At 34.4% G+C, this 12,453-nt stretch carries 18 protein-coding genes; all 18 read right to left on the reverse strand.

Translation table 11 applies throughout. The annotated features are described in order from the left end of the window. Positions 1 to 947: 947 nt before the first annotated feature. The 18 genes from ACJ69_RS23095 to ACJ69_RS25825 all read right to left on the reverse strand — a co-directional run bounded on the left by ACJ69_RS23095 (position 948) and on the right by ACJ69_RS25825 (position 12,453). Positions 948 to 1,532, reverse strand: a complete 585-nt coding sequence (locus tag ACJ69_RS23095) for a hypothetical protein (protein WP_048242305.1) — start codon at positions 1,530 to 1,532, stop codon at positions 948 to 950. An 11-nt stretch (positions 1,533 to 1,543) separates the two neighbouring features. Beyond that, entirely contained in the window at positions 1,544 to 1,771 is a 228-nt protein-coding gene (locus ACJ69_RS23100) for a hypothetical protein (protein ID WP_001569532.1), read from the reverse strand. Beyond that, complete coding sequence (locus tag ACJ69_RS23105) at positions 1,771 to 2,247, reverse strand: hypothetical protein (protein ID WP_059347865.1); 477 nt, start codon at positions 2,245 to 2,247, stop codon at positions 1,771 to 1,773. Before ACJ69_RS23105 ends, ACJ69_RS23100 begins: the two co-directional genes overlap by 1 nt. A 113-nt stretch (positions 2,248 to 2,360) precedes the next feature. Beyond that, on the reverse strand, positions 2,361 to 2,636 hold the full coding sequence (locus ACJ69_RS25400; RefSeq protein WP_060615702.1) for a hypothetical protein: 276 nt from the start codon (positions 2,634 to 2,636) through the stop codon (positions 2,361 to 2,363). Continuing rightward, positions 2,627 to 2,932: a hypothetical protein gene (locus tag ACJ69_RS23110; RefSeq protein ID WP_128334256.1), complete on the reverse strand. Its 306-nt coding sequence runs from the start codon at positions 2,930 to 2,932 to the stop codon at positions 2,627 to 2,629. The genes ACJ69_RS25400 and ACJ69_RS23110 overlap by 10 nt, the downstream gene beginning before the upstream one ends. A 45-nt stretch (positions 2,933 to 2,977) precedes the next feature. Beyond that, complete coding sequence (locus ACJ69_RS23115) at positions 2,978 to 3,364, reverse strand: hypothetical protein (protein WP_048242309.1); 387 nt, start codon at positions 3,362 to 3,364, stop codon at positions 2,978 to 2,980. A 104-nt stretch (positions 3,365 to 3,468) separates the two neighbouring features. Beyond that, a complete protein-coding gene (locus ACJ69_RS23120; RefSeq protein ID WP_048242310.1) occupies positions 3,469 to 3,771 on the reverse strand; it encodes a hypothetical protein in 303 nt (100 codons plus the stop codon). Between the two features lie 67 nt (positions 3,772 to 3,838). Then, positions 3,839 to 4,534, reverse strand: coding sequence for an N-6 DNA methylase (locus ACJ69_RS23125; protein WP_059347866.1), 696 nt, complete (start codon positions 4,532 to 4,534; stop codon positions 3,839 to 3,841). Between the two features lie 113 nt (positions 4,535 to 4,647). Next, positions 4,648 to 4,920, reverse strand: coding sequence for a hypothetical protein (locus tag ACJ69_RS25405; RefSeq protein WP_128334257.1), 273 nt, complete (start codon positions 4,918 to 4,920; stop codon positions 4,648 to 4,650). Positions 4,921 to 4,924: 4 nt separating this feature from the next. Beyond that, positions 4,925 to 5,215 (reverse strand): hypothetical protein, encoded by a 291-nt coding sequence (locus tag ACJ69_RS23130; protein WP_048242312.1) that lies wholly within the window; start codon positions 5,213 to 5,215, stop codon positions 4,925 to 4,927. A 137-nt stretch (positions 5,216 to 5,352) separates the two neighbouring features. Then, complete coding sequence (locus ACJ69_RS23135) at positions 5,353 to 5,871, reverse strand: type 4 pilus major pilin (RefSeq protein ID WP_048242313.1); 519 nt, start codon at positions 5,869 to 5,871, stop codon at positions 5,353 to 5,355. A 10-nt stretch (positions 5,872 to 5,881) separates the two neighbouring features. Next, a complete protein-coding gene (locus ACJ69_RS23140) occupies positions 5,882 to 6,202 on the reverse strand; it encodes a hypothetical protein (protein WP_048242314.1) in 321 nt (106 codons plus the stop codon). Between the two features lie 18 nt (positions 6,203 to 6,220). Continuing rightward, the gene (locus ACJ69_RS23145; RefSeq protein WP_059347867.1) at positions 6,221 to 6,649 is read right to left on the reverse strand and encodes a hypothetical protein; all 429 of its coding nucleotides are present in this window, start codon (positions 6,647 to 6,649) and stop codon (positions 6,221 to 6,223) included. After that, positions 6,633 to 6,950 carry a hypothetical protein gene (locus tag ACJ69_RS23150; protein ID WP_001569517.1) on the reverse strand — a complete coding sequence of 106 codons (318 nt, stop codon included), beginning with the start codon at positions 6,948 to 6,950 and terminating at the stop codon, positions 6,633 to 6,635. The genes ACJ69_RS23145 and ACJ69_RS23150 overlap by 17 nt, the downstream gene beginning before the upstream one ends. Beyond that, on the reverse strand, positions 6,950 to 7,312 hold the full coding sequence (locus tag ACJ69_RS23155) for a hypothetical protein (protein ID WP_048242316.1): 363 nt from the start codon (positions 7,310 to 7,312) through the stop codon (positions 6,950 to 6,952). Before ACJ69_RS23155 ends, ACJ69_RS23150 begins: the two co-directional genes overlap by 1 nt. A gap of 80 nt (positions 7,313 to 7,392) precedes the next feature. Beyond that, positions 7,393 to 7,761 (reverse strand): hypothetical protein, encoded by a 369-nt coding sequence (locus ACJ69_RS23160; RefSeq protein ID WP_048242317.1) that lies wholly within the window; start codon positions 7,759 to 7,761, stop codon positions 7,393 to 7,395. A gap of 64 nt (positions 7,762 to 7,825) precedes the next feature. Next, positions 7,826 to 10,738 (reverse strand): type III restriction-modification system endonuclease, encoded by a 2,913-nt coding sequence (locus ACJ69_RS23165; RefSeq protein WP_059347868.1) that lies wholly within the window; start codon positions 10,736 to 10,738, stop codon positions 7,826 to 7,828. Between the two features lie 2 nt (positions 10,739 to 10,740). After that, the gene (locus tag ACJ69_RS25825) at positions 10,741 to 12,453 is read right to left on the reverse strand and encodes a site-specific DNA-methyltransferase (RefSeq protein ID WP_233424649.1); all 1,713 of its coding nucleotides are present in this window, start codon (positions 12,451 to 12,453) and stop codon (positions 10,741 to 10,743) included.

The following is a 12,453-nucleotide window of genomic DNA, read 5'->3' on the forward strand; positions in this document are numbered from 1 at the left end:
GGGAAATTAGGGGAGTATAGAACCCAACCCATAGCGCCAACCCATAACCCATATTAGCGATCCATATATGATCCGGTTGGTTATTTTTATGTGGGTGGACAGGCTGGACAAAGTGGACAGCTATATTTTTTGGCTGTCCAGTATGTGTGTCTGGTAGTGGGTGGACAGACTGGACAAAGTGGACGCTAGCCGCAAAGCCTTGATATATAAGGCTTTATCTCTTGCAATCTGTCCATTTGGTATAGTGGACACGTTGATCTGTCCAGTGGACAACAGCTAATTAGGGTTTAAAACTGTCCATTTGCTTGTCCAGTAGTCCAATAAGCAAGGTGGACAGATTTGTATGGTGGACAGGATCGAGGTAGAACAGTGTAGCTAATGGCGGTGTTGGAAGCAATTAAGGGTTTTGGGTTTTGTTGGTTTGGGTTTATGGGTATCTATCTAAAACCCATAGTAACCCATACCCTATTTGATACCTGATCTCAAATTAACAGTAGTATAGATTAGTATAGTCTATATTGTAATTGCTAGTTGTGGTTCATTTGAGCTACAATATTATCAATCCAACGCTAACAGGAAGCAATCTGGATTTATGAAAAGGGGCAAGACTCTGAACCAGTTGTGATCCTGAAACTAACCGAACAGCCCGGACACTGGAAAGTTGGAAACATCTACTCTGCCCTTCCTCATGATGCCATCCTTTCAGAAGCCACCATAAAGGAACTGGTAAAGGCCGGAAAGGTGCTGAAGGGCTAACGCCCTACCAAAAACAAAGAGTATAGACTATATTATACTAATCTATACTCTGTTATCTTCTGGTCTGCCATTATGGTTCCAGCTCCGGCATAAGGTAAAACTCGCCTTTTGGTTATACTTCTACTTTCTCCCTGATGTGCCTGATTACCTTAGTTCTACGCCAGATTTCAACACAGCGAGTATAGTCTATATCAGTATATACCGCTTGTTTTTGTCTGATCGAAAGCCTCTAAACCACGCTGTAGAGCCTTTAGGTAAGCTACTGGCCTCCTGAACGTATTAATCACTTCCCTGTATACTGTCCTGTCTTCATATGGGCTGTAATCAGCAGGGTTCTTGTAAACGTCCATGATGCTGATTATGATCTCTTTTTTATTTTTATACTTCATATCAACCAAGAAAACAGCCTTTTTACCATTATCTAATTCTTTTTCCTGACCGCTGATAGACTCATATTCTTCAATAAGCTCAATATTTTTATTGCTTGTTGTCAAGCCTAAAGATCTGTTCAGCTTCTTAAGCTCGTTATACATATCTCTTAAATATACAACAATAATAAACCTTGATTGATATCTCCTCCTCTTGTTTTTTAAGGATTCAATGTAATCTCTATTGCTCTTGATAAATGCTTCATGCTGTTCAACGTCATAAGACAATAACTCTTCTCTATAAAGTATGTTTAAGAACTCATTAAAATACATAGTTTCATTTTTTTTTAACTCAAGCTCTTTTATCTCCTTCACGATTTGTTGAAAGCTAATAAATTGTTTTTCCATATATCACCTCGTTAAATGTTGTTATTTGCTTTTGTTGGACTTTTAAAATAACTCATTATAGCTTCAGCCATTTCAAAGTCTGCTTCTTGTGCCGCTTCAAAAGATACAATATGTTTTTCACCTTTGAGCATTGCTATAAAATTATCGTTTGTTCTTTTTATTTTCTCTCTCCTTTTCAAATCCATTATTGCATCATCTAAGGATTTATCTATCATTACTGTTGTGTGTTCTATTTTCATTATACTTCTCCTTTATTAAGTTTATTTGTTTTCCTATGTAATAGGTATAATATCAAAGATAACAACCCAAATATTATAAGGTTTGTGATTTGCGGGTTTTCAATATTGAAATAGATTTTTAAAAATGGTAGTAAATCAAGCTTTAATTCATTCTTTAATTCATGATACTCGTGAGCACCAAACAAATTCATCATTATATAGCTGTATAAATAGAGCGCAGGAAAAAATAAACCACTGGCACTTACCACTCCATAACCTAAAGCTAACTGTCTAAATATTGTATTTTTATTGCTGCTAATCTTTTGTGAAATAATACAGAAAATCGGAATACAGAAAACCGCTATTACTAAAATCATTTCCATTATGTTTACTGTTCCGTTTGTATATATATTCCTTAAAAGAAAAATCACAAATAAAAACAATATTGCTAATATATATAGTGATTTCTCCAATGAGATATTAATGTATTTTTTCATTATACTTCTCCTTTTGTTTTGGTTTATGTATATACCTATAACCGATATAAAGTAAAAGTATATAGTAAAATATACAAATCCTTTATGTTTCCGACAAACGGTAGATATGCTTTTCAATCAATTCTCTTTGCTTTATTAGAAGCTACATATAACAAACAGAATATTAAAGACCACACACCAAAGAACAAAAAACAATGGATAAAAGGATTTTGCCAACTTAAAGACCAATCATTAATTCGCTCTACCTCCTGTTTACTAATATTGTAGAGTCTTGAGAAAACATCCGGGTTTATTTGAGCATAAATTAGATGATAAGGTGCAGTGATACTACCAATTGCTATAAACGCACATCCTTTAGCAAACCTTTTGAATATCATTTTCATTCCCATGATGTAATCTCCACAATATACAAAAGCACAAATAATATTTGAAATGGCATTAGATAAAACCTGCTTGCCACATAATAACTCATGACTATAACCGAACTGATACCTAATGCGGAAACCAATTCATTAACTAATGCTACTTGTATATTTAAACTGTTAAAGGCAGCAACTAATATTACTAATACCAATGAAATAATAAATGGCCTTTCAAATATAATACTCCCCTCGAAAGGATTAAAACCAAAGTCTTTTACTAACTTTTCAAATTCTTTTATTAAGTATTGCTTTATGATAGTCATAATTAACACCTCCATATAACAGCCCCTTTCGGGGCTATGTTAATATTACTCATCGTTTTCGTTTCTGTCAGCTTCAAGCATTTCTAAAACCTGCTCACAAGCATCATATTCATCTGATACATCATCAACAGCTAAAGAGTCATTGATAAGATATAAGTTAGCTTTTAAAACATACTCTTTTAACTCATCCTCTGTATCAAAGTAGTCATGACCAAAATCATGATTCATACCATAATATGAATTGATAACACTGGTATAAAAACCATCGCTTCCTAATGAATCAATAGCGCTATCTAAATAGTCTTTGATATAATCGGCGTTGTCATATTTAATATAATCTTCTTTTTCAAGGTCTGATATTGCTTGATAAATATAATGTGCTAAAACTTTCGTTGTTATAGTTGCTATCTCAAGTGGGTTATTGTATTTCATACTGCTCTCCTTTGTTTTGGTTTATATATATAGTTATAACCGATATAAAATAAAAGTATATAGTTAAATATACTTTTACTTTATGTTTCAGATAAACGGTGTAGTTATATCCTTTTTATAGTGGTTTTATTATTGGCTGTTGGTATAAATGATTTTAGATATACGCTCTGAAAGTGTGCTATTAACATATTAATCAAAACTGAATTAATATTTCTACAACCATTAAGATTAACAGTGTTATTTATAAAGCTATCTTTTAATGCTGGAAGGTTATCAGATACAAAATCTATTGTCGCCTGAAACCCTTCTCTTCTGTTTATTTCGTCTAACAGAATAACAGCCTCGCCTTGAGATAATACTTTTGCTTTAGCCTTTAATTCGTCTATAAATGTTTTGTGTTTTATCATATGACTTCTCCTTTTTTGTTTTGGTTAATAATCTTTAATCTATAAAAAAGAAAAAGTCAAATTTATTTTATACTTTTTGTTTTTTATTATGATAAGAGGTATAACTAAAGGATTTTTTTAAGTTGTTTAATAACGCATTGCCATTAAATATTTTGACTGATTTTATATCTACGTCTTTAAAAGCTACTGGAGCCATAATCTGAACAATAGCCATTTTAACCATTAGTGGATCTATGTCGTTCATTTGAACAGCCTGTTCAAGATAGTGTCCTTCTCTCCTACAGCGTTCTCTGAGCCTTGCCAGTGTCATAGAGCCTGCGCCACAACATTCTTCATAGAACGTTCCTGATTGCCCTGATGTTGCCTGTAATGACGCTGTAAGGCTGCTAATGTCCATAGGAGTAAGGAACTGGCCTAACCCGTCGCCGTTCTTACCCGTAAGGTAGAGATCTTCAAACAGCTCTGATAGAACGTCTGTAAAGGCTTCTTCCTGTTTTATAATGTCCCTGTAGAGAAAAGCGGCGTCTGCTGCTTTTGTATATTTAACAACCTCATTCTTAGACATGTTTTTGATTATGTTGCCATCAAAAATTTCAGATGTTATTTTGAATAAAAAATCTTTCTTGGCTAATCCATCACAAACGAGATAAAGGCAAAAGCCAGTAAATAGCTCAATGCCTTTTATTAGATTTGTAGCATTCGAAGGTGATGAAGGGTTTTTGATTTCAGTGATGAGTTTTGATAGTTTTTGAATGTCATTCATAATGTTTTCCTTTAATTGTTTTAATATTTAAAGTTAACACTATGACAAAAGCATAAATCAAATTTATTTCTATTTTAAAAAAAGAAAGCCCCTGAGCGGGGCTTGTAAAACTTTTATCTTGAGAATACTACTCTTTCTGAATAGATGGTTTTAGAGAGAATAAAGGTTAAGATCAAAAACACAAATAGAGAAGCTAAACCAATAAACATATTCTCTGAAAAAATCAGCACCACAAAGCTTAATACGACAGATAATAAAGCGCCAATTTGACCAAACCATAACGGTGCTTTACCGTATGTTATGTTTGCTCCGCAAGGTAAACACACACCTAAGCCGTGTTTTGTTTCGTGATCACAAAATGGGCAGCGAACAGTTTTATTTTCCATTTTATTAATCCTTTTCGAAAACTACGCCTTGATAAACTACGCCCTGTTTTACTTTCTCAATTTTGAAAGTCCAAGATCCAATGTCATTGTTTTGTGTTTTAGCAATGTATACAGGTTTTTGGCTTTCATCCCACGACTTAACATTAAAGGTGCTGTCTTTAAACTTGATTACGTCCTTTTGAATATCAAGCCTTACTCCATACTGCTTACTGATGTATTCGCCATAAATGCCGTCATTACAACCAGCCAGAAGTGAAGCCATACCGATAACCGCAACCGCCATAAACTTTTTCATACTCAACCCTCATTCATTATAAAAGTGGTCAGTTATGCACCAGATCGGCGTGACACTATCAATAAAAACTAGTTAAATCAATTAGTTAATTAGGCTTTTGTTAGGTGGGTAAGACAAGCCCCGGTCGGGGCTTTTGGTTAGTCGGCGTTGGTAAAAACAAGCACTGAACTGGTGTTAAAGCTGGAACAGAAAGCGGTTATGTCTGCCATGCTGGATGTGGCCGCAATCTTAGATCCTGATGTGGTGTTGCTTACGTTCCTGTAAACCACCCTACCGCTGCTTACAAGCGTAGAACAGGCGCTTGGTGGCACATTGTAGTAAGACACATCATAAGAGTCGTCTAAGCCGTTGTGAGCCGTTATAGTGAGCTTACCGCCATAAGCATTCACAAGCGTGTTAGTTCTGGTGTCTACCATCGTAGAGGGAAGACTCTTTGAACTGATGAGCATACTGTTAGCTTCAGCTACAGTGGGCTTAGAAGCTGTTATAGCGCTCATGGCTTTACTGATAGTTGCCAGATCACGTATAGCGTTGCTTGTTCTGAACCCTTCCTGCAGCTTGCTATACCCGTAAAACGTTGCTCCGGCGATTCCAGTAGCAACTACCAGCACTAATAACATTTCAATCAGGCTAAATCCTTTTTTACGTTCTTTCATTGAAACCTCCTTATGCCGCAAACTTTGGCTTGAAAAAACCTTTTATTTTTGAATGGATTTTCTTTCCTAAGAAGAAAACACCCAAAATAAAAGTCATTGAATAGGTGATTTTTAAATAGTGAACAAATATAAGAGATAGAATAATGTGAACTTCTCTTGATAAATGAACTGATATGAATAATGAAGCTAATAAAGCAACTCCTAACCATCCTATATTTTTATATATCTTTGTTAATTTCTTACTGTTTTTGATTTTAATGCCTGTATAAATAAAAAACGCTATAAATAAACAAAATACTATAACGCCAGATACTATTGATAATATATTCATAATGTAATCCTTCTTTTATTAGTTTAAAAATACGCTCATTCCATTAAAAGCTTCTCTGCTGCTTTTGGTTCTTGCGTTGATTCTTTTTTGTTTTCTGTATCTTCTGATAATTAACATTGATAAAATCCATAAATGTATCATCATCAAGATAATTATGCCTTCATCAATACCTACTGCCATTGCTGTTAAGTGTATAAAGAAAAGAATAGTTATTGTCGCTATCGTAAACTTTAAGTAATCTTTTGGATTAAACCAATCCTTTTTGAAAGTGCTTTCTTCTATACTACCGCTTACAGTCATAAGCTTTTCAACAACTATTATATTCCTTTTAAACCACGCCCTTATAATGTCTCTTCGTGTTCTTTCTGTATAAACACATGAAAAATACAACCCCATCACAAACGCACTTGTTTTTACTAACACCAATAAATCATTTATCATCTCCATCTGAATCACCTTTTATAAAACTCATTGCCTTATCCTGTGTTTTTACCGCCTCTTCAAGAACTATGTTTGTTAAGTCCTCTTTCATTTGCTCAATAATACTCGTTGTTTCATTTGCTCTTTTCTTACCTGCCGGGGCATATGCCACTTTGAGTATTTCGACAAACGGACTATCTACCCTGAATCTTTCAAACTTACGCCCACGTAAAACTTTGACTATTTTTAGTTTTATTTCGTATGTCGCTGTTGTATTAGAAACTAAGTGGTAATCGTGTTCATTAAAACTAATTGAATCCAATATCATTATAACCCTCCTTTATTTTGGTCTTTAAAATGTATGAAGAATGAATTACTTTGAGCTAACTTGAACGTTAACATCTTTAAGAACTGAGCTTCTTTCTCACTGTCCTGATCATTTTCAGGAGCGTAAAAGAAGACTGAACCCGCTACTATTTCATTTTTTCTTTTGCTATATGAAAGTATGCCATCAAGTTTCTTGAATGTTGTTATTTTCTTACCAAGCTTGCCGCTTAAATATTTAGTTAAATAATCAACATCTATTCTTTCTGAACTTGCGAAAACTTCATTGTGATTCCTGCCTTTTCTAATGTCGTTTATTATTCCATGCGCTAAAGCTATTGTTTTAATCTCTTTTATAGAATTCATATTTAAAACCCTCTTATATTTAATTGTGTATATTATAATATATAAGGGATTTTAAATATAAGTCAATCTATATTGAGACTTTATTTTATAATTAATTCAGAAACTTCATATAAATCTTCTTCTTTTAAAATTCCACGATAATATACATTACGGCAAAAAGCTAATTTGGCTTTGTGAGATATTTTATTTTGATAGCTAATAAGTAATTTAATGATGGGAATAGAAGGAGGGGTAAAGCGGTTATGGAAGGAATCAAAATACTCTAACAGATAATCATGTTTTACGTCTTTAAAATCTAAGCCACTTTCTGAACATTCTTTTATAACAGATTGAATCTCTGTATCACTACCTGAGCGAACCGTATGAAACAACTTATCAGCAAGACGTTTCCTGTGCTGTTCCTTACGTTTTTTATCATCCAGAAAATCATTTAAGCTTTTGTATTTCATCTGTGTTTCTTCATGATGTATTAATTTTGATGAAGGAGGCGTTGACCTCCTTCATCACTAAGAACTAAGCTTGTGCGTTCTTTATTAACTCATAAATCTCATCATTAGCAAATTGAGTCATGAATTCAACCTTGATTGTTTTGCTTATTTGATTAAACAATGCCTGAGCATGTGCAATTTTGCGTTGTTCTTCAAGCCGCAAACTATCTTTACCATCTACATTTTTTGTTTCAATGATAAAGTTTAAGTAATCACCACTTGTAGTTTTAACAACATAAGCAAAGTCAGGGGAATACGTGTATCCTCCTGCTACCGGAATTTTAATAGAGTTCTTCGGTATCTTCGTAAAAACAGCTACAGACTGGATCTCTCCATCTGTGATGTTGAGTCGTTCAAGCTCTGAGTCGTAAAAAACTTCTTCAAAAAGATAAGAATCTAACGGTGGTTTCGTATTATCATGTAATACACCAAGATCACTCGACAAAACCTCGTTTAGAGGACTTCCTTCTTCATTAGTGAACTTTGTAGGATGAATCGATCCTGAAATAACATTATATCCAAGACTGAATTTGTTAAACGAATTGTTAAGCAGATATTTACTAAACCCAGATTTAATTTTTCTGATTGTCTGAATGTTCAGGTAGTCAGTGATATTTATAGTATCCTTTATATAACAAAATACCTTATGCAAAGTATCATGTTTAGCAAACATGGTTTGTGATAAGTTATCAAGAAATTCTCGATAACTCATTGTGTTGAGTTTAGCAAAGTTATCATCATCACTTATAATGCTTTTCGACATCGCCGTATCATTATGGATGTAAATCCTATCTATGCGAGTATGAACGCCTGATTTAGTAAATCTATCTGCTTCTTCAAGCATGAATGATTTGAAAATGGATAAAAACTCATGCTCGCTGTTTATTTTGTACTCAATAACTGCTTTCTGATTGATCAGGTCCCAAAGTTCTTTCAGTTCAGTGAACTTGCCAATACGCATTTTAGTGCGTTTTTTCCCATCAGTGGCTTTTTTGATTTTGCTTGGTTTTAACCCAGTAGGGAATGCCGCTGGATATTTGGCTTTTAAGCGACTATAGGCATCAGAATCTTTAAAGTTGTCATTATCATCAATGATTTCATCATCAAAAACTTCATTCATGAGCGTTCTGGATGAAAGCTCAGGATACTTAGTTAGGATTTTAACCTTAAGCTCTTCAGTAAACTTACTTGGAACAGTTTCTTTGAAGGAGCTATCGTTGACCTCTTTGACAAGAGAATCGACAAAATCCTTTTCCGTAAAATCAACATAGTAGTTGAGTGTAAAATTGCGATCTTTCACTCGGCACATGTATTCATTCACTGGAAGACGCAACCCACGCCCTACTTCTTGAAGTTTAGATGTGGTGCTACCGCTCGAACGTAGCTTACAAATCTGGAATACGTTAGGGTTATCCCAGCCTTCCCTCAATGTCCACTTAGAGAAAATGAAACGGCGAGGATTATCTAAAGATAATAAACGCTCTTTGTCATGAAGGATTTCGTTGATTTCCTGTTCAATTTTATCATCCTTATCACTATTATCTTTTGAAAAATAACCACCATGAACAGAAGATACATCCTTAACAGTTTTTTCAAGGTAGTTTCTGTAAAACTCATCTTTTTCTGTTTTTAACAGTTCATTCGCTTCTGCCAAAATGAACGCTTCAAACTTAGTTTTCAGGCTTCCGGCAATATCATTACCATCACGATACCCTTCAATGTCATCAATGAAGAATAGAGTAAGAGGCTTTATACGTGGTCTTTGTGTCAGATACTCTTTTTCTAACTTAAAATGTTCTTTGACTGCTTTAAGCATCATGTTATCAGCGAGCGTCTGATCGTAAGAGTAGGGGTTTATTGAACCACCAATTTTTAGTTCAATACCATTACTCAACACTGCCGTGCTCTTGTTCAAGGCATCCAGCGTTAAATCATGAATTGCACTATGTGTTTTAGATAGTGATTCATCTTTTGCTAATTTGAATTTTTTCTTGTTGCCATTTTCATTCAGTTCAAAAGTGGCTTCTTTCCCATCGGATTTAACAAATCTGAGACTGGCATTACCATCACCAATCATATCTTCAATGTAAGCATCTATACCTTTAACAAGGTCTTCATTGAATGCATCTACGGCGGTGAGACGATAAACTAAGTTTTTATAGCCTTCACTAAAGGTTGCGCCATAGCGGATGATATATTGAGCATTGAATTTCTCAATATTTTCCCATGTTTTTTTAGCTGTCGGGAACTTATGAGGTTCATCAATAATAATGAATGGTTTAACCGCACTAAGAGCAGCAAATGGCGTATCAAACTGATTATCAAACAAACCCACATCATAAGTGTCAGTTAACGACTTGGAGTTAATCATACCTGAGTTGATTACAAGGACGTGTATATATTTCTTGTTAAAATTACTTGCTTCAACAAAATCATGAATAGCTTGAGGCATATACGATTTTGTGTTTTTTCCAGAGCTTTTCTGACTTTCAACAACATAAGTCTTTAGTTCACGCTCGTAATCATCTCTAAAATGCTCTTTTAAAGCATCGCTTTTTAAAAAGTTAACTGTCCCGGCCTTTATCGATAGGGTAGGAACAATAATAATAAATTTATTAACGCCAAAAGATTTGTTCAGATCAAAAATGGTTTTTGTGTAGGTATAGGTTTTACCCGTCCCTGTCTCCATAGAAACGTCAATGACGTTGCTTTTAGCATCGTAATTATCTTTTGAATGCTCAATACCATTGAACTCCTGAACATTTTTTATGTTGTTGTAGTATTGCTGTTCAGACAGATTCAGTTCTGGATTAGATAACAGGCGAATAGCAACATTATCCGTCTGATGAGGTATGGCAGATACAAAGACATTCATCACCGCATCAACGCCAGCCTTTTGATGAGGTAAATTCTTTTCGAATGTGAACCCTTTAGACATGATTAGTTCCTTACCACCAAATCTAAATCAATAGATTTTTTATTAGCATAACTTTTTAGTGCTTCATTGAGTTCCATCTGTTTCGCACTTTCGAAGTTGCTGCCATAAAACACGACTTTGTTAGGGTCAAAGTCTTTGTCTGAATCCAGCTTTTGAAGTAAAGCTTTCAGTGCTTCACTGGTGAAATTAGGCGCAATCATATACAGACGACCATCGCATAAGTGCGCTTTGTAGCCATCAAGATCAACATCTTCAATTGGTGTTGTTAACAAACTACCATCATACACACACCATGTAGTTAATAAGGTGTCATACTGTTCAGGAGTCAATACAACATCATCGAAGAAACTAAGGTTAGAAAGTGTTAGCTCTGATTCATTTTTCGCACGGAAATCATTTACTGTTTCAAAGATTTTGAAACCAATATCTCCATTATAATCTGGATTTGCTTTTTTTATTTTTTCTCCGGCCTTGATGATTCTATCTTTTGTAATATCAAAGATTGTTTTATATCCTTTATCGTACGCAAAATCATCATTTTTCAGTTTTTCATCAATTTGCACCAATATAAACTTTCTATAGGCATTGTCATTTTTGTTCAATTCTAAGATTGCATGAGCTGTTGAACCTGAACCACCAAAAAAATCAAGAACATAATCGCCATCAGAAACAACTATGTTAATCAAATCAGATAGTAGCTTTAAAGGTTTTGGATTATCGAATGGATGAAAATCAAACAAATCTAACAAATCACTACTTCCATCGCTAGTTGTACCTGATTTATCAAGTAAAGTTTCATTAATGAGAATTGATCTTGGTTTTTTCCCTTTTGGTAATCGTTGTTTAAATTGTACGGACCAACCTCCATCTTCCTTTTGGATTAATCTGACGTCTCCTTTTTCTAAATCACTTTCAAATCTATTTCTTGAACGAAGCCAGCTAATCTTATTACCGTTATCATCATATTCCAGCACTGTACCATCAGGGCAAGTTATTGGATAATATTGTTTCCCTGATTTTCTTTTAAACGTGTCCCAATAATATTTTGATTCATTATCTTCTTGATTGTATCTTGACAAATACTCTGGCTTGTACGTTTCAAACAAGCGCTCAAGACTACTTTTATTTTTTGAGTACATTAAAATATACTCATGTTCAATTGCTACATGAACAGAATCATTTCCACCACCCTTTTTATTCTTCCACACAAAGTCAGTGATAAAATTATGCTCACCAAAAACTTCATCGCACAATATTTTTAATTGGGAATGTTCGTTTTCATCAATCGAAATGCATATAACACCTTCATCACACATTAATTCTTTAGCTACATATAAACGTGGATAAATAAACGTCAGCCATGCACTATGGCTGCTTGAGCCTTTTGTAGTAAATTCAAGAATGCGTGTAGCTTCATCAAGACCAATACCAGCCAGCTCAGAAAGCTGTTCAGGCGTGAACTTGCGATCGTCATTATAGACGAACCCATCAGAACCTGTGTTATATGGCGGATCAATATAAATCATCTTCACCTTTTCAGCATAAGCATTAACCATATGCTTCAATACTTCGAGGTTATCCCCTTTGATTAACAGATTCTGACTGTTCTTGTTCTCTTCAAGTTGGTTATGGTCTTTATCTTCGGTGAGCAACGTCTTCGGTGGTAGGTTAGGGAAGGTGCGAACAAGTCCCTGATATGAGATCATGTTTGTCAT

Origin of the sequence: Enterobacter asburiae (assembly GCF_001521715.1) — a bacterium.
Classification (GTDB): Bacteria; Pseudomonadota; Gammaproteobacteria; order Enterobacterales; family Enterobacteriaceae; genus Enterobacter; species Enterobacter asburiae.

What these genes read in the sequence shown, in the direction of transcription:
- ACJ69_RS23115 (WP_048242309.1), bottom strand. Translation starts at nt 3,364, where the DNA reads ATGAAATACAATAACCCACTTGAGATAGCAACTATAACAACGAAAGTT.
- ACJ69_RS25825 (WP_233424649.1), bottom strand. Translation starts at nt 12,453, where the DNA reads ATGACAAACATGATCTCATATCAGGGACTTGTTCGCACCTTCCCTAAC.
- ACJ69_RS23125 (WP_059347866.1), bottom strand. Translation starts at nt 4,534, where the DNA reads ATGAATGACATTCAAAAACTATCAAAACTCATCACTGAAATCAAAAAC.
- ACJ69_RS23150 (WP_001569517.1), bottom strand. Translation starts at nt 6,950, where the DNA reads ATGATATTGGATTCAATTAGTTTTAATGAACACGATTACCACTTAGTT.
- ACJ69_RS25405 (WP_128334257.1), bottom strand. Translation starts at nt 4,920, where the DNA reads ATGGAAAATAAAACTGTTCGCTGCCCATTTTGTGATCACGAAACAAAA.
- ACJ69_RS25400 (WP_060615702.1), bottom strand. Translation starts at nt 2,636, where the DNA reads ATGGGAATGAAAATGATATTCAAAAGGTTTGCTAAAGGATGTGCGTTT.
- ACJ69_RS23095 (WP_048242305.1), bottom strand. Translation starts at nt 1,532, where the DNA reads ATGGAAAAACAATTTATTAGCTTTCAACAAATCGTGAAGGAGATAAAA.
- ACJ69_RS23105 (WP_059347865.1), bottom strand. Translation starts at nt 2,247, where the DNA reads ATGAAAAAATACATTAATATCTCATTGGAGAAATCACTATATATATTA.
- ACJ69_RS23100 (WP_001569532.1), bottom strand. Translation starts at nt 1,771, where the DNA reads ATGAAAATAGAACACACAACAGTAATGATAGATAAATCCTTAGATGAT.
- ACJ69_RS23155 (WP_048242316.1), bottom strand. Translation starts at nt 7,312, where the DNA reads ATGAATTCTATAAAAGAGATTAAAACAATAGCTTTAGCGCATGGAATA.
- ACJ69_RS23130 (WP_048242312.1), bottom strand. Translation starts at nt 5,215, where the DNA reads ATGAAAAAGTTTATGGCGGTTGCGGTTATCGGTATGGCTTCACTTCTG.
- ACJ69_RS23135 (WP_048242313.1), bottom strand. Translation starts at nt 5,871, where the DNA reads ATGAAAGAACGTAAAAAAGGATTTAGCCTGATTGAAATGTTATTAGTG.
- ACJ69_RS23140 (WP_048242314.1), bottom strand. Translation starts at nt 6,202, where the DNA reads ATGAATATATTATCAATAGTATCTGGCGTTATAGTATTTTGTTTATTT.
- ACJ69_RS23145 (WP_059347867.1), bottom strand. Translation starts at nt 6,649, where the DNA reads ATGGAGATGATAAATGATTTATTGGTGTTAGTAAAAACAAGTGCGTTT.
- ACJ69_RS23165 (WP_059347868.1), bottom strand. Translation starts at nt 10,738, where the DNA reads ATGTCTAAAGGGTTCACATTCGAAAAGAATTTACCTCATCAAAAGGCT.
- ACJ69_RS23120 (WP_048242310.1), bottom strand. Translation starts at nt 3,771, where the DNA reads ATGATAAAACACAAAACATTTATAGACGAATTAAAGGCTAAAGCAAAA.
- ACJ69_RS23160 (WP_048242317.1), bottom strand. Translation starts at nt 7,761, where the DNA reads ATGAAATACAAAAGCTTAAATGATTTTCTGGATGATAAAAAACGTAAG.
- ACJ69_RS23110 (WP_128334256.1), bottom strand. Translation starts at nt 2,932, where the DNA reads ATGACTATCATAAAGCAATACTTAATAAAAGAATTTGAAAAGTTAGTA.